The organism is Caldimonas caldifontis (genome assembly GCF_002930615.1).
GTDB lineage: Bacteria > Pseudomonadota > Gammaproteobacteria > Burkholderiales > Burkholderiaceae_C > Caldimonas > Caldimonas caldifontis.
The window spans coordinates 136910-154495 of record NZ_PSNX01000010.1; the positions used below are offsets into that span (position 1 = coordinate 136910).

At 65.6% G+C, this 17586-nt stretch carries 14 protein-coding genes and 1 tRNA gene; 8 read left to right on the forward strand and 7 right to left on the reverse strand.

All coding sequences use genetic code 11. The features are described from left to right. The first annotated feature begins 9 nt into the window (after positions 1–9). The 4 genes from C1704_RS11750 (at position 10) to C1704_RS11765 (ending at position 3883) form a co-directional block, all read left to right on the forward strand. Positions 10–981 carry an acetyl-CoA carboxylase carboxyltransferase subunit alpha gene (locus tag C1704_RS11750; RefSeq protein WP_104302912.1) on the forward strand — a complete coding sequence of 324 codons (972 nt, stop codon included), beginning with the start codon at positions 10–12 and terminating at the stop codon, positions 979–981. Further along, on the forward strand, positions 981–2300 hold the full coding sequence (gene tilS, locus C1704_RS11755; RefSeq protein WP_104302913.1) for a tRNA lysidine(34) synthetase TilS: 1320 nt from the start codon (positions 981–983) through the stop codon (positions 2298–2300). The genes C1704_RS11750 and tilS overlap by 1 nt, the downstream gene beginning before the upstream one ends. A gap of 156 nt (positions 2301–2456) precedes the next feature. Beyond that, positions 2457–3725: an aspartate kinase gene (locus C1704_RS11760; protein ID WP_104302914.1), complete on the forward strand. Its 1269-nt coding sequence runs from the start codon at positions 2457–2459 to the stop codon at positions 3723–3725. A gap of 65 nt (positions 3726–3790) precedes the next feature. Further along, positions 3791–3883, forward strand: a tRNA-Ser gene (locus C1704_RS11765). Between the two features lie 51 nt (positions 3884–3934). Here C1704_RS11765 and C1704_RS11770 read toward each other — a convergent pair. Further along, positions 3935–5500 carry an OpgD/OpgG family glucan biosynthesis protein gene (locus C1704_RS11770; RefSeq protein WP_104302915.1) on the reverse strand — a complete coding sequence of 522 codons (1566 nt, stop codon included), beginning with the start codon at positions 5498–5500 and terminating at the stop codon, positions 3935–3937. A 294-nt stretch (positions 5501–5794) separates the two neighbouring features. Between C1704_RS11770 and C1704_RS11775 the strand changes: the two genes are divergently transcribed. Both C1704_RS11775 and C1704_RS11780 read left to right on the forward strand, forming a co-directional pair. Further along, the gene (locus C1704_RS11775) at positions 5795–6139 is read left to right on the forward strand and encodes a hypothetical protein (protein ID WP_104302916.1); all 345 of its coding nucleotides are present in this window, start codon (positions 5795–5797) and stop codon (positions 6137–6139) included. Between the two features lie 121 nt (positions 6140–6260). After that, positions 6261–8162, forward strand: coding sequence for an ATP-binding protein (locus C1704_RS11780; protein WP_146076077.1), 1902 nt, complete (start codon positions 6261–6263; stop codon positions 8160–8162). Here the strand turns inward: C1704_RS11780 and C1704_RS11785 are convergent. The 3 genes from C1704_RS11785 to C1704_RS11795 form a co-directional block, all read right to left on the reverse strand. Further along, positions 8133–8795 carry an N-acyl amino acid synthase FeeM domain-containing protein gene (locus C1704_RS11785; RefSeq protein ID WP_245876464.1) on the reverse strand — a complete coding sequence of 221 codons (663 nt, stop codon included), beginning with the start codon at positions 8793–8795 and terminating at the stop codon, positions 8133–8135. The genes C1704_RS11780 and C1704_RS11785 overlap by 30 nt on opposite strands. A 253-nt stretch (positions 8796–9048) precedes the next feature. After that, complete coding sequence (locus C1704_RS11790) at positions 9049–9357, reverse strand: H-NS histone family protein (RefSeq protein WP_104302919.1); 309 nt, start codon at positions 9355–9357, stop codon at positions 9049–9051. Between the two features lie 183 nt (positions 9358–9540). Beyond that, a complete protein-coding gene (locus C1704_RS11795; RefSeq protein WP_104302920.1) occupies positions 9541–10584 on the reverse strand; it encodes an extracellular solute-binding protein in 1044 nt (347 codons plus the stop codon). Between the two features lie 164 nt (positions 10585–10748). On the opposite strand from C1704_RS11795, the gene C1704_RS11800 reads away from it, so the two are divergent. Beyond that, positions 10749–11192 (forward strand): response regulator, encoded by a 444-nt coding sequence (locus tag C1704_RS11800; RefSeq protein WP_146076078.1) that lies wholly within the window; start codon positions 10749–10751, stop codon positions 11190–11192. Positions 11193–11200: 8 nt separating this feature from the next. Here the strand turns inward: C1704_RS11800 and C1704_RS11805 are convergent, their stop codons facing one another. Together C1704_RS11805 and argA are read right to left on the reverse strand one after the other, a co-directional pair. Continuing rightward, positions 11201–11473, reverse strand: a complete 273-nt coding sequence (locus tag C1704_RS11805) for an oxidative damage protection protein (RefSeq protein ID WP_104302922.1) — start codon at positions 11471–11473, stop codon at positions 11201–11203. A gap of 94 nt (positions 11474–11567) precedes the next feature. Further along, positions 11568–12908, reverse strand: coding sequence for an amino-acid N-acetyltransferase (gene argA / locus C1704_RS11810; RefSeq protein WP_104302923.1), 1341 nt, complete (start codon positions 12906–12908; stop codon positions 11568–11570). Positions 12909–12982: 74 nt separating this feature from the next. Here argA and hrpA point away from each other — a divergent pair, with 74 nt between their 5' ends. Then, entirely contained in the window at positions 12983–16846 is a 3864-nt protein-coding gene (gene hrpA, locus C1704_RS11815; RefSeq protein ID WP_104303006.1) for an ATP-dependent RNA helicase HrpA, read from the forward strand. Between the two features lie 17 nt (positions 16847–16863). Here hrpA and C1704_RS11820 read toward each other — a convergent pair whose 3' ends face one another. Next, positions 16864–17475 carry a DUF3617 domain-containing protein gene (locus C1704_RS11820; RefSeq protein ID WP_104302924.1) on the reverse strand — a complete coding sequence of 204 codons (612 nt, stop codon included), beginning with the start codon at positions 17473–17475 and terminating at the stop codon, positions 16864–16866. Positions 17476–17586: the final 111 nt, after the last annotated feature.

Below are 17586 nucleotides of genomic sequence, written 5' to 3' on the forward strand. Positions count from 1 at the left end.
ATCACCGGGATGAGCAAACGACATTTCCTCGAGTTCGAGCAACCCATTGCCGAACTCGAATCCAAAATCGATGAGCTGCGTTACGTGCAAAGCGAATCGGCGGTGGACATCTCCGAAGAGATCGACCGCCTGAGCAAGAAGAGCCTGCAACTCACGAAAGACATCTACGCCAGCCTCACGCCCTGGCAGGTCACGCAGATTGCGCGACACCCCCAGCGCCCCTACACGCTGGACTACGTGAACGAAATCTTCACCGAGTTCCAGGAACTCCACGGCGACCGCCACTTCGCGGACGATCAGTCCATCGTCGGGGGGTTGGCTCGTTTCAACGGCCAGCCCTGCATGGTCATCGGTCATCAGAAGGGCCGTGACACGAAGGAGCGTGCGCTGCGCAACTTCGGAATGTCGCGCCCGGAGGGTTACCGCAAGGCGCTGCGTCTGATGAAGCTGGCCGAAAAGTTCGGCTTGCCGGTTTTCACTTTCGTCGATACACCTGGCGCCTATCCCGGCATCGGTGCTGAGGAGCGAGGCCAGTCGGAAGCGATTGGCCGCAATATCTTCGAGATGGCCCAGCTCGAAGTGCCCATCATCGCCACCATCATCGGCGAGGGGGGGTCGGGCGGGGCCCTGGCCATCAGCGTGGGCGACCAGGTGCTGATGCTTCAGTACTCCGTGTACTCGGTCATCTCGCCTGAGGGTTGCGCCTCCATTCTCTGGAAGACGGCTGACCGTGCTGCCGATGCGGCCGAAGCCCTGGGCATCACGGCGCATCGCCTCAAGGCTCTGGGTCTGGTGGACAAGATCGTCAGCGAGCCCGTGGGAGGGGCTCATCGCGATACCAAACAGATGGCGGCTTACCTCAAACGGGCGCTCAACGATGCCCTGCGTCAGGTCAGCGATCTCAAGCCGAAGGAGCTGCTGAACCGCCGCTACGAGCGGCTGCAGAGCTACGGCCGCTTCACCGACACCAAAGCGCACTGATGAAACCTGCGGCTGCCGCGCCTGGCGTGGTGGCGGTCGCCTACAGCGGGGGCCGTGATTCCACGGCCCTTTTGTTTGCCACCTTGCGGGTGGCCCACGCGTTGGGCCTGCGGGTGGTGGCGCTGCACATCCACCATGGGCTCCAGGCGAAGGCTGACGACTGGCTGAGGCATTGCCGGAAGCAGTGTGATGCATGGAAACGCCAAGGCTGGCCGGTGACTCTGGCCTGGACTCGCCTGCACCTCCATCTCACCGCTGGTGACAGTGTGGAGGCGGTGGCCCGCCGCGCGCGCTACCAGGCCCTGCGCCGCCTGGCCCTGGAACACGGTGCCCACACCGTGCTGCTCGGGCACCATCGCACCGATCAGGCTGAGACGTTTTTGCTGCAAGCCTTGCGCGGAGGTGGTGTGGCAGGCCTGGCGGGCATGCCTGTGACGGCGACTCGCGAGGGAGTGGCGTGGCTGCGGCCCTGGCGTAACCGACCGCGCAGTGACATCGAAGCCTACGTGGTTCAGCACGGGCTCGCCTACGTCGACGACGAGAGCAACGCTGACGATCGCTTTGCCCGCAACCTGCTTCGCCAGCAGGTCTGGCCCGCATTGGTGGGGGCCTTCCCCCAGGCAGAAGCGGCCTTGGCCGACGCGGCCGCTTGGGCGGGTGAAGCCTCGGCCTGCCTGGAAGCGTTGGCCACGCTCGATCTGGCTTCTCTTGACGATGGGCTGGGCCTGGATGTGCAGGCCTGTCGGCGTCTGGGCACGGCCAGAGGCCGTAATGCCTTGCGCGTGTGGATCCGCCGGATGAGCGGCCATCGTCCATCGGCCAGCCTCCTGGAGCGACTCTGGCAGGAATCAGCCGGCGTATCCGCACGGCGCTGGGATTGGGCCAAGGGAGAACTGCGCTTGTATCGTGGTCGCCTGTCTTGGGTGGGGCGGGTCGTTGCGGCCGCCTCTGAGGCGCGTGCCCTGCCGGCAACCCACCTGAGCCTGAAGGGGGGTGGCATCGTGGCCGTTCCGGGTTGGGGGGGCGCACTGAGGGTCGAGCGCGTGCGAGAGGGCGGTGTGGCCTGGGAGCGTCTTAGACGCGTTGAGCTGCGTGGGCGTCAGGGCGGGGAGCAGTTCCAATCCGGCCACGGACGTCCGCCGCGTGCGCTGAAAAAGCAGTTCCAGGCTGCGGCGGTGCCAGCCTGGCAACGACAGGGCCCGCTCGTCTATGACGCGGCCGGACATCTTCTCTTCGTGCCCGGACTGGGCATGGACGCGCGTGCCTGGGCCACACCCGGTCGTCCCCAGTGGCGCCTGCTCTGGGAGCCGCTCGCCTGACGCCTGTATCGGCCACAGTGAGTCCACGGGCTCTCGTCGCAGGAGGGTGCTTGGCAGTGATGCGGGTCAACCCGGATGCGCAGCCGCTACAATGTGAGGTTTGTTTGCGACCGCGGCGCAACACCCTGCCGATCACCCCTTCCGCGCACGACTTCCATGGCACTCATCGTTCACAAATACGGCGGCACGTCGATGGGCTCGACCGAGCGCATCCGCAACGTCGCCAAGCGCGTCGCCAAATGGCACCGTGCCGGCCACCAGATGGTGGTCGTGCCTTCTGCCATGAGCGGCGAAACCAATCGTCTGCTGGGCCTGGCCAAGGAACTGGCACCGTCCAGCCACACCACCGCCTACGCCCGCGAACTCGACATGATCGCCGCCACCGGCGAGCAGGTCTCCGTGGGTCTGCTGGCCATCGCGTTGCAGGCTGAGGGCCTGGAGGCCATCAGCTACACCGGCTGGCAGGTGCCGGTGCGCACCGACTCCTCCTACACCAAGGCGCGCATCGAGAGCATCGACGACCAGCGCGTGCGCGCCGACCTCGACGCCGGCAAGGTGGTGATCATCACCGGCTTCCAGGGCATTGACGGTCTGGGACACATCACCACGCTGGGCCGGGGCGGCTCGGACACCTCGGCCGTGGCCATCGCCGCGGCGATGAAGGCGGCCGAATGCCTGATCTATACCGACGTGGATGGCGTCTACACCACCGACCCGCGCATCGTGCCCGAGGCACGTCGCCTGCACACCATCAGCTTCGAGGAAATGCTCGAGATGGCCAGCCTGGGCTCGAAGGTGCTGCAGATCCGTTCGGTCGAGTTCGCCGGCAAGTACCGCGTGCCGCTGCGCGTGCTGTCGAGCTTCACCCCCTGGGACATCCCCCTCGACGAGGAAGCCAAGTCGGGCACGCTGATCACCTTTGAGGAAGACGAGAACATGGAACAAGCCGTTGTGTCGGGCATTGCCTTCAACCGCGACGAGGCCAAGATCACCGTGATGGGCGTGCCGGACAAGCCGGGCATCGCTTACCAGATCCTCGGTGCCGTCGCCGACGCCAACATCGATGTGGATGTGATCCTGCAGAACGTCTCGCACGACGGGAAGACCGATTTCTCCTTCACGGTGCATCGCAATGACTACGCCAAGACCATCGACCTGCTGAAGGAAAAGGTCGTGCCCCATCTGGGCGCCAATGAGGTGGTGGGTGACGCGAAGATCTGCAAGGTGTCCATCGTGGGCATCGGCATGCGCTCGCACGCCGGCGTGGCCAGCCGCATGTTCCGTGTGCTCTCGGAAGAGGGCATCAACATCCAGATGATCACCACCAGCGAGATCAAGACCAGCGTGGTGATCGACGAGAAGTACATGGAGCTGGCCGTGCGCGCGCTGCACAAGGCCTTCGACCTGGACCAGGACGCCGCCTGAGTGGAAAAGCCCGTGCGAAGGGGGGCATTCATGGTTAGAATGCGGCCCTTCGCAGATTTCCGGTTGGAGACGTGACCGAGAGGCCGAAGGTGCTCCCCTGCTAAGGGAGTATGTGGGCAAAACCTGCATCGAGGGTTCGAATCCCTCCGTCTCCGCCAACGAACAAGCCACCCCTCGGGGTGGCTTTTTCGTTGGGCCTCTCGGTGGGCTCAGTACAGCTTGCGCTCGGCCACCGGCGGCGGGCTCCATTGGTAGAGCCAGGTTTCCGTGAGCGGCTGACCGGCGTTTTCCAGGTAGAGGCGGATGGTGATGGGCTCGGTGTCTTCGGGGGGCACGAGGTCGAACATCGCGCGATAGCCCCGGATGGAGTGCAATGGACGGGCCGAGACGATCTCGACGCGCCCGCGGCTGGGGGTGATGACGGCCTTGACGTTGGCGTCGCGTCCCAGCAGCGAGAGGTCGCCGCCGGCAAAGTCCACGGCAAAGCGCCAGGAGAAGTACTTGCGCGGCTGGCCGATCACGCCACCCAGGCCGGTCCGCGTGGCCACGCAGTGCGCGAGCCTGGGTTTGGCCGGCGGGTGGGCCCCCCAGTGCAACCGATAGCTGTAGAGGAGTTCCTCGCCCGCCTGCGGTTTGCGCTCGGGGTTCCAGAAGGCGACGATGTTGTCGAAGGTTTCGTCGACGGTGGGAATCTCGACCAGTTGCACCGAGCCCTTGCCCCAGTCGCCCTTGGGTTCCACCCACAGGCTGGGGCGGCGCTCGTAGAACACGCCGTCGTCCTGGTAGTTTTCGAAGTCCCGGTCGCGTTGGAGCAGGCCAAAGCCTCGTGGCTGCTGGTCCTGAAAGGCATTGAAGGCGAGCTTCACCGGGTTGGTGAGCGGACGCCAGATCCATTCGCCGTTGCCCGTCCACAGGGCCAGGCCATCGCTGTCGTGGATTTCCGGGCGCCAGTCGTAGCCCATGCGGCGATCGTTCTCGCCCACCTGGTACATGCTGGTCAGGGGAGCGACGCCCAGTCGCTCAATGGTCTTGCGTGGGTAGAGGCTTGCGTCGATGTCCATCACCAGCGTGTCGCCCGGGGTGATGAGGAAGCGGTAGGCGCCGGCGACGCTGGGCGAGTCGAGCAAGGCATGAACGACCACGGTGCTCGATTGCGGGTCAGGGCGTTCCAGCCAGAATGCAGTGAAGTCGGGGAACTCTTCCGGGTAGGGCATGGCCGTGTCGATGGCCAGGCCTCTGGCAGACAGTCCGTACTGCCACTCACCGCCGACCGCCCGGAAGTAGCTCGCACCGAGGAAGGCGCAGATGTCGCGCTCGAGGTCGGTATGGAAGTTGAGACGAAAGCCGGCGAAGCCGAGGTCGTCGGGCAGCGCTGTACGGGCCAGCCCGCTCTTGCTGTGATCGAACATCGCAGGCCGGTAGGCGATCTCGCGAGCCTGTCCGTTGACCACCTCGTGGATACGCACCGGCGACTTGAAGAACAGGCCGAGGTGGAAGAACTGGGCCTGGAAGCGCAGACGCTCGTTGCGCCACAGGGCCTGGTCCGGCCGGAAACGGATGGATTGATACTGATCCCAGTCCAAGGCCTCGACCGCGGGGGGGAGCTGGCGCGAGGGGGCTTGGTACGGTCGCTCGGACAGCCAGCGGGCGTGACCCTTGAGCCAGGCGTGATCGAAAGCCTGGGCTTCACCGCGCCGGGCTGTGACGCTGAGGGCCGCGGGGGCGGCCAGCCAGGGAAGAAGGCCGAGAATCTGGACCAGTTGACGTCGCTGCATGCAGTGTGGAGTGGTTGAAAGCCGGGACAGGCGCAGTGTGAGGCCGGGAAGGGGTCAGGGACGTCAGGCCGCGCAGCGCTCGCACTGTAGGACAATTCCGACACCTGCATAGTGTGAAGAAGTGCACATTGCAAGCGCCATCATGCCCCGGGTTGAGGGGTTGTAGGGTCAAGTGATGTGCTTTCCCATGCGATACAGCAGCATGGCGCACGGAGTCCGGCCCCCGATGCGTGATCAACCGCCCTTGGTGGCCCGCTGCCGGTGTCCCGGGCCCAGCGTGCAGGAGCATGTTCCATGACCAGTGTATTTGCCGTGTTGGATGACCAGGAAGACGCCAGCGGCGCCTTTCACCTCCCTGTATTCGGGCTCTACGCGGATATGGAATTGGGGCAGGGCTCGGTCTGCCTGCCCGATGATTTCCTGGGCCTGGAGGCCGCAATGCAGGCGGCCATCCTCCAGGACTGGCAACGTGCGCTGGAAGCCGCGCGCCGCCGGGCGCTCATGAAGATGTTCGCGGATATCAGCGCCACCATGCCGGGCGAGTCCCTGCAGGTGCGCTGGCACCGGATGCGTCAGGAATGCTCTCGCCTGGGCGTGGAGTGCCCGGCCGAGCTGCCGGTGCCGCTGTCCGTCTCGTGACGGCGGGCCTTCCCAGTGAGGTGCAAATGAGACAGTTCGGGTTATGACGGCAGGGTGAGTCTTGGCAGACGTCAATCTCACGAGGTGAAACGATACACTCGGCGACGTGGTGGTGATCAAAATGGCTGACGCCCTGGGCGTCCAGATCGACCGTGACCTTGCAGAGCGGGTTGCCGATGAGCAACTGCGCATGGTCTGGATGCATGCGTCCGTCGGAACTCTGATCGCCACCGCCTTTGCAGTGTTCATGGCCCTGCACATGCCGGCCAGCGTGCCACCGCTGCTGGTGCAGACCTGGCTGGTGATGAAACTGCTGGTGGCCATCCCGCGCATCGTCCAGTCTCAGATCTACAAGCGGCAGGGCTATCCGGGGGGGGCGGCGTGGCGTAGCAGCACGTACTGGCTGCTGGGGCTCGACGGCGCAGTCTGGGGGCTGGCGGGGGCCTGGCTGATGCAGGCCGACAACCAGCTCGCCTCGCTGATTGCCGCGAGCCTGGCGTGCATGGCCGCAGTGGCCACTTTCGGCCTGCAGGTGCGGGTGCTTGCCACGGCGGCTTATGTCGTGCCCATGCTCGGCCCCACGGCACTGTCTCTGCTGTGGCGTGGCGACGAGTTCGGTTTCCTGGGGGGGGTGGGTCTGATCCTCATGCTGGGCTTGCTGCTGGCCACCGCCTTCCGTTCCGAAAAACGACTGGCCGAGGTGTTCCTGCTGCGGCTTCATGCCAGTCGCATCGCCCAGGAGAAGGTTGAGGCGCTGGAACTCGCCAAGCGCGAAAGCTCGGTCAAGAGCCAGTTCCTGGCGACGATGAGTCATGAACTGCGCACACCGCTGCACGGCATTCTGGGCCTGGCCCGTCTGATCCATGTCGATGCGAAGGATCCGGCCATGCAGCGGCGTGTCGAGCTCATCGAGAGTTCCGGCACCCACCTGCTGTCCTTGATCAACGATCTTCTCGACATTGCGCGCATCGAGTCGGGGCAGCTGAAGATCCAGCGATCTGTCTTCGACCTTGCGGCCGAGCTGGAGCGGGTGGCCGGCGTGTATGCCGTGCGCTCGGAGGACAAGGGGCTGGTCTTCACCACCGATCTTCGCCTGCCGCGACCGTGCTGGGTGGAAGGTGATCCGGCGCGCACGCGCCAGGTGCTGCACAACCTGCTGGGCAATGCCGTCAAGTTCACGCAGAAAGGCTGGATCGGCCTGTCCGCCCACCGCGAGCCGGGTGACGATCACGTGGTCTTTGAGGTTCGAGACACGGGGGTCGGGATCCCACATGCCGATCAGGCCCACATCTTCGAGGCCTTCCGACAGGCAGCCTCCGGACCGTCGCGCCCGCTGGAGGGGACGGGCCTGGGGCTGACCATCGCCCGCGAGATTGCCCATGCGCTGGGGGGCGACATCAGTTGCCAGAGCACGGTGGGGGTGGGGTCGCTGTTCCGCTTCACAGCCCGCCTGCCCGAGGCGGAGGCCCCGGATGTTCAGACGGCGGTGTCGTCCGGCGTTTCGTCCGCGGTGCATGCCGCGGTGGCTTCGCAACTCAGGGCAGACGTGGGATATCGTCAGCCGCATGTGCTGCTGGTAGAGGACAACGATCTCAATGCGCTCGTCGCATCGGCCTTCCTGGAGCGGTGCGGTCTGGAGGTGGAGCACGTGCACGACGGGCGGGAGGCCGTTCGTCATGCCCTGCGCGAGGTGGGGCGGCCGGACCTCATTCTGATGGATTGCCTGATGCCGACCCTGGACAGCTTTGAGGCCACCCGGGAGATCCGTCACCAGGAGCAGGCCCTGGGGCTGGCCCGGGTGCCCGTCATTGCGCTCACCGCCACGGCCACCGAGGAAGACCGGCGGCGCTGCATGTCGGCAGGGATGGATGATTTCCTGGCCAAACCCTTCAGTGATGCCGATCTGATGGCGCTGATGAGCGTGTGGCTGCGCCCGGGCGCGACCGTCTCGGGGTCCTCGACCTCCAGCGGCGGCACCGGTTCGCCGCAACCACTAGGCGGCAAGGGCTTCCTGCCGACCTGATGCCATTGCGGCGAAGGCTGGCTCGAAGAGCCGGATGTCCGGATGGACGGTGCCGACCATGAACGCGTACAACGGATGATTGGCCTCATGCCAGCGACGCTCGGCCGCCCGCACGTCGAAGCTGAGCACCCAATGATCGATGTGGCCCGCGTAGGTCAGCGGGACGGGTGCCCCGTCGTCGCGAAGGTTGTCGAACCCCAAGCGACGGTACTGGCGGACCAAGGCGGGGCTGCGGGCGCCGATCACCATCCAGCGCACCTGGTTGGCGATGCAATAGAGGTAGCTGGCCTTCATCAGCGCGAGCTTGATCAGCGGGTCGCAACGCCCGGGTGCTACTGCGAGGCGGGTGATCTCGGCCCTTGCATCGGAGCGCATGGATTCAGGGATCTCGACGCTGCTTTCGATGAGCAAGGGGCCATCGCTGTTGATCTGCACACGGGCGGTGCCAACCGGTTGCCCGGTCTGCTTGTCCCAGCACACGAAAACGGCGGTGGCCGGTGACACGTCCAGGGCGTCTGGCTGCATGAGGGCTGTGCCCCATTCGGGAACGTGGTGACCGTAAGAGGCAGATCGAACCTGGCATGCGGCCAGCAGGTCTTCCCTGGAGTGGGCGATCCGGACGGTGAAGCTCAAGGAGGCTGTGGGCATGGCGGCAGGGCAGCTGAGTTGATCAAGGATTCCAACCCGTGATGGACAGCGGATTGGAGCGACCTATGTAACTTACCCTGTTTGCGCGGGTTCGGGGATGCCGGATGCCCGAAATGTGCAGTCCATGTGTGTCTGTCGATCGACAGTTTGCGCGCCACGCTCGTCCGTCCGCCTGCCACCCGAGACAAAAAAGCCGGCCCTTTGGCCGGCTTGGAGAAAGGACATCGTGAGTTGGAACTCAGATGGCGAAATCGCTGAGTTGTTTGCCGCCAGCCAGCGCCGCCTCGACCCACTTGGGCTGTCGGCCTCGTCCGGTCCAGGTGTCGCCGGTGGCCGGGTTGCGATACTTCGGGGCCACCTTGCTGCCTTTCGTCGAACCCGATCTGCCCGGTGCCGATTTGCCAGCGAGATCGGCCACGGTGATGCCGTATTGGGTCATCAGTGCTTTGATCTGGGCAATTGCATCGGCAAGTTCCTGTTTGCGCGCATTTTCGATCTTGCGCTCCAGTTCGGCTTTTTGGGCGAGAAGTTCCTGGTACGTGGACATGCAATGGACCTTGGAGGGTGACGACGTGGCCTGAATATAGCCCGATTCAAACCCAGAGGGAAGTCTCAGGGTTATGTGACGATTTTTCGAGGTGTTACCGGCGTCGATGAGCAGCAAAGCATGGAGACAAAAGAAAAGCCCGCCATCGCAGGGCTGGCGGGCCTGGGTTCGGAGAGGGTGGGTTTACTTGTAGCCCACGCGGTCCAGCATCTGCTGAACCCTGGCGGTGTTCGCGCCGACCGTGGCGATGGGCACCAGTTCGGTCTTGAACTCACCGAGGGCGTCCAGGGCCGGATTGCCCGCCTTCACGCCGGCCACGGCAGGATATTCATTGTTGCCATTCGCGAAGTAGATCTGGGCCTGATCGCTGGCCAGGTATTCGAGGAAGAGTCGCGCGGCATCGCGGTTCTTGGCATGTCGAGCCATGGCGCCTCCGGCCACGTTGATGTGGGTTCCCCAAGTCTGTTGGTTGGGAAACACGACGCCCACCTTGCGCACGACCTCCTGATCCTCGGGACGGGTGGAGCGCATCAGTCGGGCGAAATAGTAGCTGTTGCTGATGGCGACGCCACATTCGCCGCTGGCCACGGCCCGGATCTGATCCGTGTCGCCGCCTTTTGGCTCCCGTGCCATATTGGACACCACGGCTTTGGCCCATGCTTCCGTCTTTTCCGGCCCCAGATGCTCCATCAGAGATCCGAAAAGCGACAGGTTATAGGGATGTGAACCGGAACGGGTGCAGACCTTGCCTTTCAGCGCTGGGTCGGCAAGCTTTTCATAGGTGTCCACCGCGTCAGCGGAGACCGTTGCCTTGTTGTAGACGATGACGCGGGCGCGTGTGGAAAAACCGAACCACGAAGAGCCCTGTCCGTTGTCAGCCCCGCGCAGTTTGGCCGGGATGCGTTGCTCCAGCACCGGGGATTTGACCGGAGAGAACAGCCCGTCGGCCTCGGCGCGCCAGAGTCGTGCGGCATCGACCAGCAACACCACGTCGGCCGGGCTGGCCGCTCCCTCGCTCTTCAGTCGCGCCAGGATGCCGGCGTCGTCGGCCTCGACCCGGTTGATGCGGATACCGGTGGCCTGCGTGAAATTGCTGTAGAGCGCCTCATCGGTCTGATAGTGGCGGGCGGAATAGAGGTTGAGCACTTTGGCGTCCTGGGCCAGAACCGGGAAGCTCAGGGCGGCCACGAGGGCGCAGGCGGGAAGAGAGAGACGTCGGATGGTCATGGGTTCTCCTTGGGAACGGAGACCATTCTAGACAAAAACACGAATGATTCTCAAACAGATTTGAATTCTGTTGATCTGGATCCAGGGGCATCCGTCATCGATCGGTGCGGCGAGGTGTGGAATTGGTCCTTGTCGCAGCGTTCGGACGTCCCCAAGATGCGCGCATGCAAAACGATGCTCAGTCTTCGTCACCTCGTCCCATGGCCTTGCTGGTGGCCTGTGAGGGGATCGAGCGACACTACCTGCGAGGGCGCCTGAGCTTGCGGGGGGTCGATTGTGCGGACGTCGATGAAGGGGCCGAGGCCATCGAGTACTGCGCCGACCGTCCCGTGAGCCTGGTGGTGGTGGATGCGGATCACCTTGGCCCCGAGGCCATGCGTCTGCTTCGCCAGCTTCGCATGCCCCACGCCTGTCGCGCGGCACCGCAGGTGGCGTTGATGGGCCGGCTCTCAGGCGGACCCCGCTGGCGGGCGGCCTGGGCCAAGGCCCAGGTGCTGGCCAAGCCGTTGGATCCTCGGTCGCTGGATGCCTGGATCGTCCGCAGCCTGGGGCCCGCGCTGAGTGCGCCGCCCCCGCGGGTGCTGTTCGAGGCGACCGCGGCTCGCTGAGCGCCAGCTCAGGCGGAGGGAGGCACGTAGCCGGCGGGCTGATCGGCGCCTTCGCCGAAGAAGTAGCGCTCCATCTGGCGGGCGAGGTACTGACGGGCGCGCGCGTCGGCCAGGTTCAGGCGGTTCTCGTTCACGAGCATGGTTTGATGCTTGAGCCAGCCGGCCCAGGCTTCCTTGCTGACGTTGTCGTAAATGCGCTTGCCCAGTTCGCCCGGGTAGGGAGCGAAATCGAGGCCCTCGGCCTCCTTCTTGAGATGAACGCAATGAACGGTGCGGGCCATGGGGTTGCCTTGTCTCTTCGGGTGAATGTCGGGTGTGATTGTCGCGCGCTGGCCGGACCCGTCGGGTCGATGACCCGACGGACCTTGCGCGTTTTCAGCGCAGGCGCTTGACCAGAACCTTGGAGCGGCGGTCCCAGTTGTACTTGCGCTTGCGGGCCTCGGGCAGCCAGTCGGGGTCGACCTCGCTGAAGCCGCGCTTGATGAACCAGTGCATCGTACGGGTGGTGAGCACGAAAAGGGTGTCCAGGCCCATGGCCCGGGCACGCTGTTCGATGCGCTTGAGGATGCGTTCGCCATCACCCTGGCTTTGCACCTGGGGCGAGACGGTGAGCGCCGCCATCTCGGCCGTGTGGGCCTCGGGGTAGGGGTAGAGCGCCGCGCAGCCGAAGATCACGCCGTCGTGCTCGATCACGGTGTAGTGGCCGATGTCGCGCTCGATCTCGGTGCGGTCGCGCTTGACCAGGGTGCCGTCTTTCTCGAAGGGTTCGATGAGCTGCAGGATGCCGCCAATGTCGTCCACGGTGGCTTCGCGCAGGCTTTCGAGTTTTTCGTCCACCACCATGGTGCCGATCCCGTCGTGGGTGTAGACCTCCAGCAGCACGGCGCCATCGACGGCGAAGGGCAGGATGTGCGAGCGTTCCACACCGCCCAGGCAGGCCTTCACGCAATGCTGCAGGTAGAAGGCCGTGTCGGTGGGCTGTGCGGGACTCGGCAGCTGGGCCAGCAGGCGCTGGGCATCGGCGAGGGCGAGTTCGGTATCGATGGCACTGTCCGGGTCGTTCTGGTCCTCGCGGATACCCGGCACTTCCGTCATGAAGATCAGTTTGTCGGCCTGCAGGGCCACCGCCGTGCTCGTGGCCACGTCTTCCATCGTGAGGTTGAAGGCCTCGCCGGTGGGAGAGAAACCGAAGGGCGAAAGAAGCACCAGCGCGCCGGTTTCAAGGGCACGCTGGATGGCCCCGGCGTCCACGCGGCGCACCACGCCGCTGTGCATGAAGTCGATGCCGTCGACAATGCCCACCGGGCGGGCCGTGAGGAAGTTGCCCGACATCACCCGCACCGTGGCATTGGCCATGGGTGTGTTCGGCAGGCCCTGCGAGAAGGCGGCCTCGATCTCGAAGCGCAGCTGGCCGGCCGCCTCCTGCGCGCAGTCCAGGGCCACCGGGTCGGTGATGCGGATGCCGTGCGAGAAGCGCGACTCGTGCCCCTTCGCGCGCAACTGTTCGTTCACCTGGGGACGAAAGCCGTGCACCAGCACGAGCTTGATGCCCATGGCCTGCAGGATGGCCAGATCCTGCGCAAAGGCATTGAGCTTGCCTGCCGCGATGGCCTCGCCGGCCAGGCCTACCACGAAGGTCTTGCCCTTGTAGGCATGGATGTAGGGCGCCACCGAGCGGAACCACGGGACGAAGGTGTGGGGAAAGACAAGGCTCATCGAGGTCGGTCTGGGCGGGTTCTGCGCACGCGGTGTGCAGCGCTTTGAAATAATGACGGATTTTGCACGAGCTGATGACATCCGGCCCACCGCCGCGCCGCGAGGCACCGGCCCATCCGATCCCGTCGATCACCTTCCCCGATTCGCTGCCGGTTTCTGCTCGGCGCGAGGAGATCCAGCGTGCACTCGATGCGCACCAGGTGGTCATCGTCTGTGGCGAAACCGGCTCGGGCAAGACCACCCAGTTGCCCAAGATCGCGCTGGCCCTGGGAAGGGGGCGGGGGGCGGGCGGGGCAGGGTTGATCGGCCACACCCAACCCCGGCGCATCGCGGCCTCCAGTGTGGCCAGGCGCATCGCCCAGGAGCTGAACTCTCCATTGGGCGAGGTGGTGGGCTACAAGGTGCGCTTTCAGGACCGGCTCTCTGCGGGCGCCTCGGTCAAACTGATGACCGACGGCATCCTGCTGGCCGAGACCCAGACCGACCCGTTGCTCAAGGCCTACGACACGCTGATCATCGACGAGGCCCACGAGCGCAGCCTCAACATCGACTTCCTGCTGGGCTACCTGCGCCAGATCCTGCCGCGCCGGCCCGACCTGAAGATCATCGTGACCTCGGCCACGATCGATGCCGAGCGCTTCGCCCAGCACTTCGCCAGCCGCCACGGGCCGGCGCCGGTGATCCAGGTGTCGGGGCGGCTGTACCCGGTGGAGCAGCGCTGGCGGCCCTTTGAAGAGAGCCGCGACTTTGACCTGAACGACGCCATTGCCGACGCAGTGGACGAACTCTGGCGCGAAGGCTCGGGCGACATCCTGGTCTTCCTGCCCGGCGAGCGCGAGATCCGCGAAGCCGCGGATCATCTGCGCAAGCACCTGTCGCACCATCCCGCGCACCGGCAGGCCGAGATCCTGCCGCTTTTTGCGCGTCTGTCACAGGCCGAGCAGGACCGGGTGTTCGAGGCCGGGGGCGGCCGGCGCATCGTGCTGGCCACCAACGTGGCCGAGACCTCGCTGACGGTGCCGGGCATCCGCTACGTGGTGGACACCGGGCTGGCGCGCGTGAAGCGCTACAGCTATCGCAACAAGGTGGAGCAGTTGCAGGTGGAGCCGGTGAGCCAGGCCGCAGCCAACCAGCGTGCCGGGCGCTGCGGTCGCGTGGCCAATGGCGTGTGCATCCGCCTGTATGACGAAAAAGACTTTGCCGGCCGGCCGCGCTTCACCGACCCGGAGATCCTGCGCTCTTCGCTGGCCGGGGTGATCCTGCGGATGAAGGCCCTGGGCCTGGGGCAGGTCGAGGACTTCCCTTTCCTGGAGCCGCCGCCGCGCAAGGCGATTGCCGACGGCTATGCCTTGCTGGGCGAGCTCAACGCGGTGGACGAGGCCAACGAGCTCACACCCATCGGAAAGGAACTGTCGAAGCTGCCACTGGACCCGCGGGTGGGCCGCATGATCCTGGAAGCGCGAGAGCGCCAGTCGCTCAGCGAGGTTCTGGTGATCGCCTCGGCGCTGAGCGTGCAGGACGTGCGCGACCGCCCGCTGGAACATCAGCAGGCGGCCGACGAGAAGCACCGGAAGTTCGACGACGAGAAGTCGGAGTTCATGGGCTACCTGAAGCTCTGGAAATGGATCGAGGAAGGTCGGGGCCACGCCGGGCCCGGTACCGCCTCGCACAAACTGAGCAACCGCCAGCAGGAGCAGCGCTTGCGCGACAACTTCGTCAACCCGCGCCGCGTGCGCGAGTGGCGCGACGTTCACAGCCAGCTGCACACCGTGGTGGCCGAGCACGGCTGGAAGCTCAACACCAGCCCCGCCACCTACGAACAGATCCACCTGGCCATGCTGGCCGGCCTGCTGGGCAACGTGGGCTGCAAGAGCGACGACGAGGACTGGTACCTCGGTGCGCGCGGCATCAAGTTCTGGCGTCACCCGGGTGCTCACCTGAGCAAGAAGCCCGGTCGCTGGCTGGTGGCGGCCGAACTGGTCGAGACCACCCGGCTCTTCGGGCGCGGGCTGGCAGCCATCGAGCCGCAGTGGATCCCCTGGATCGCCGGCCATCTGCTCAAAATTCAGTGGCTGGACCCACACTGGGAAAAGAAGGCGGCCGAGGTGGTGGCCCTGGAGCGGGCCACGCTCTACGGCATCGTGGTCTACAACAACCGGCGGGTGAACTTCGGCAAGCTCGACCCGGGGGTTGCTCGTGAGATCTTCATCCGCGAGGCGCTGGTGGGCGGGGAATGGGAGACGAAGCTGCCCTTCCTCGCGCACAACCGCAAGCTCATCCGCCAGGTGGAAGAGCTGGAACACAAGTCGCGCCGGCAGGACGTGCTGGTCGATGACGAGCTGATCTACGCCTTCTACGACCAGCAGCTTCCACCCGATGTCTACAGCGGCTTCACCTTCGAGCGCTGGTACCGGCAGGAAAGCCAGCGGCAGCCCAAGCTGCTGATGCTCACCAAGGAAGAGCTGATGCGCCACGAAGCGGCGGGCATCACGACCTCTGCCTTCCCCAGGACACTGAGGCTGGGCGGTGTGGACTGTGCCGCCACCTACCTGCACGAACCCGGCGACGCCCGGGACGGCGTGACGGTGACCGTGCCGATCTATGCCCTGAACCAGGTCAGCGAAGAGCGTTGCGAATGGCTGGTGCCGGGCATGCTGAAGGACAAGGTCCTGGCCCTGCTGAAGAGCCTGCACCAGAAGCCGCGCGCGAGGCTGGTGCCGCTGCCCGAGTTTGCGCAGGCCTTCATCGACGCGCAGGAGTTCGCGCAGGGTTCGCTGCTGGAGGCCTTGCTCAAGGCCGTGCGCGACAAGACCCAGCTCGACGTCAAGCGCGGCGACTTCAAGCTGGAGATGCTTTCACCCCATCTCTTCATGAACTTCCGCGTGGTGGACGAGCATGGCCGCCAGCTGGGCCTGGGCCGCAACCTGGCGAGCCTGAAGGCCGAGCTTGGTGCTCAGGCGCGCGGGGCCTTCCAGGCCCTGGCGGCCCTGAAGCTCGCCGAGGCACCTGTTGCCGCAGCGACACCACCCACACCCACCGTGTCGGGCAAGGACAAGCCGGCGGCAGCAGGGGCGCCCTCTGTGGCGTCATCGGCCCGCCACACCGCCTGGACCTTCGGTGAGCTGCCCGAGCTGATGGAAGTTCAACGCGGCGCGCAGAGCCTGATCGGTTTTCCGGCGCTGATCGACAAGGGGTCGCATGTCGAGATCGAGGTCTTCGACGAACCCGAGGTGGCCGCAGCGAAGCACCGCGCCGGCCTGCGCCGACTGGTGGCGCTGCAGATCAAGGAGCCCCTGAAGTACCTGGAGAAGAACATCCCGGACCTTCAGAAGATGGCGGTCGCCTACATGAGCCTGGGCACGGCCGACGAGCTGCGCGACCAGATCATCGAGGTGGCGCTGGACCGCGCCTTCCTGCAGGAGCCTCTGCCGCAGGACGAGCGTGCGTTCAAGGCCCGCATCGAGGAGGGGCGCACGCGGCTGAACCTGATTGCGCAGGAGGTGGCGCGCCTGGCGGGCACGATCCTGACCGAATACCAGGCGGCCGCGCGCAAGCTCAAGGACAGCAAGCCTCCCAAGGACGTGGCGGATGACATCGCGGCGCAACTGCAGCGGCTGATGCCCAAGCGCTTCATCGCCTCGACCCCGTATGCGCAACTCCAGCACTTCGCGCGCTACCTCAAAGCCATCGTGATGCGGCTGGACAAGCTCAGGAGCGACCCGTCGCGCGATGCGGCAAGGCTGGCGGAGCTGCGGCCTCTCGAGCAACGCTACCAGCGCCGTCTGGCTGAATTGAAGGGGCAGGGCGACACCCGGCTGGAGGAGTTCCGCTGGTTGCTTGAGGAATTGCGAGTGAGCCTCTTTGCACAGGAGCTGCGCACGCCGCAGCCGGTGTCAGTGAAGCGCCTGGAGAAGACCTGGGCGCAGGTGGTGAGCTGACCTGATTGGGTGGCGCCTCAGGGCGTGCGCGGTTTCACCGCCCCGCAGTCGGCGGCCTGCCAGGTCGAGCGGCTTTCGGTCTGGAATTCATGCAAGGCCTGGGCGCCTCCCTTCAGGCCCAGGGTCTCGGCCCCTGCGACGCGGCCTTTGCCGCGCAGGACCATGTGCGTGGCGCGATCGCCTGAGAGGGTCCACTGGCCCTGCAGGTCGCCGCTGAAACCATCGGGGTTGGTGCACTGCCCGGTGAAACTCAGGCGCGAGCCGCCGGCCATCACGGGCTGGAAGCGGCAGCCCGGCATGCTCTCTTCCAGACGGGCGAGCAGCGCCTGGGGGCGCGTGATCAGGGCCACCTCGTCCGGTGTCAGGCATTCCGGCCGGGTCTTCTGCTGGGCGCGCTGGCGCAGCGCTTGCTCGACCAGCGCGCGTTGTTCGGGGGGCAGCTTCTGCAAGCCCTCCACCTGGGCCAGCATCACCGCCTCGGCCACGTCCTTGCCGTCCACCAGCGTGATCGACTCCGACATCCACAGGCCCGGCCGCGGTTGGGGGGACAAGGCCTGAGAGGCCGACGCCAGCGGCATCAGGCCCAGCAGGGCGGCAAGAGGGAGGACGGCGAGTCGGCTGGCGGGCATCTTCTGGGGCTCCGGAGGCGGATGAGGGAACGCACGCGGAAGTATAGGAAGAGGGAAGAGGCCCCCGGATGGGTGGACCGTCGTCCGGCTGAGCGAACGCTCTGCAACAAT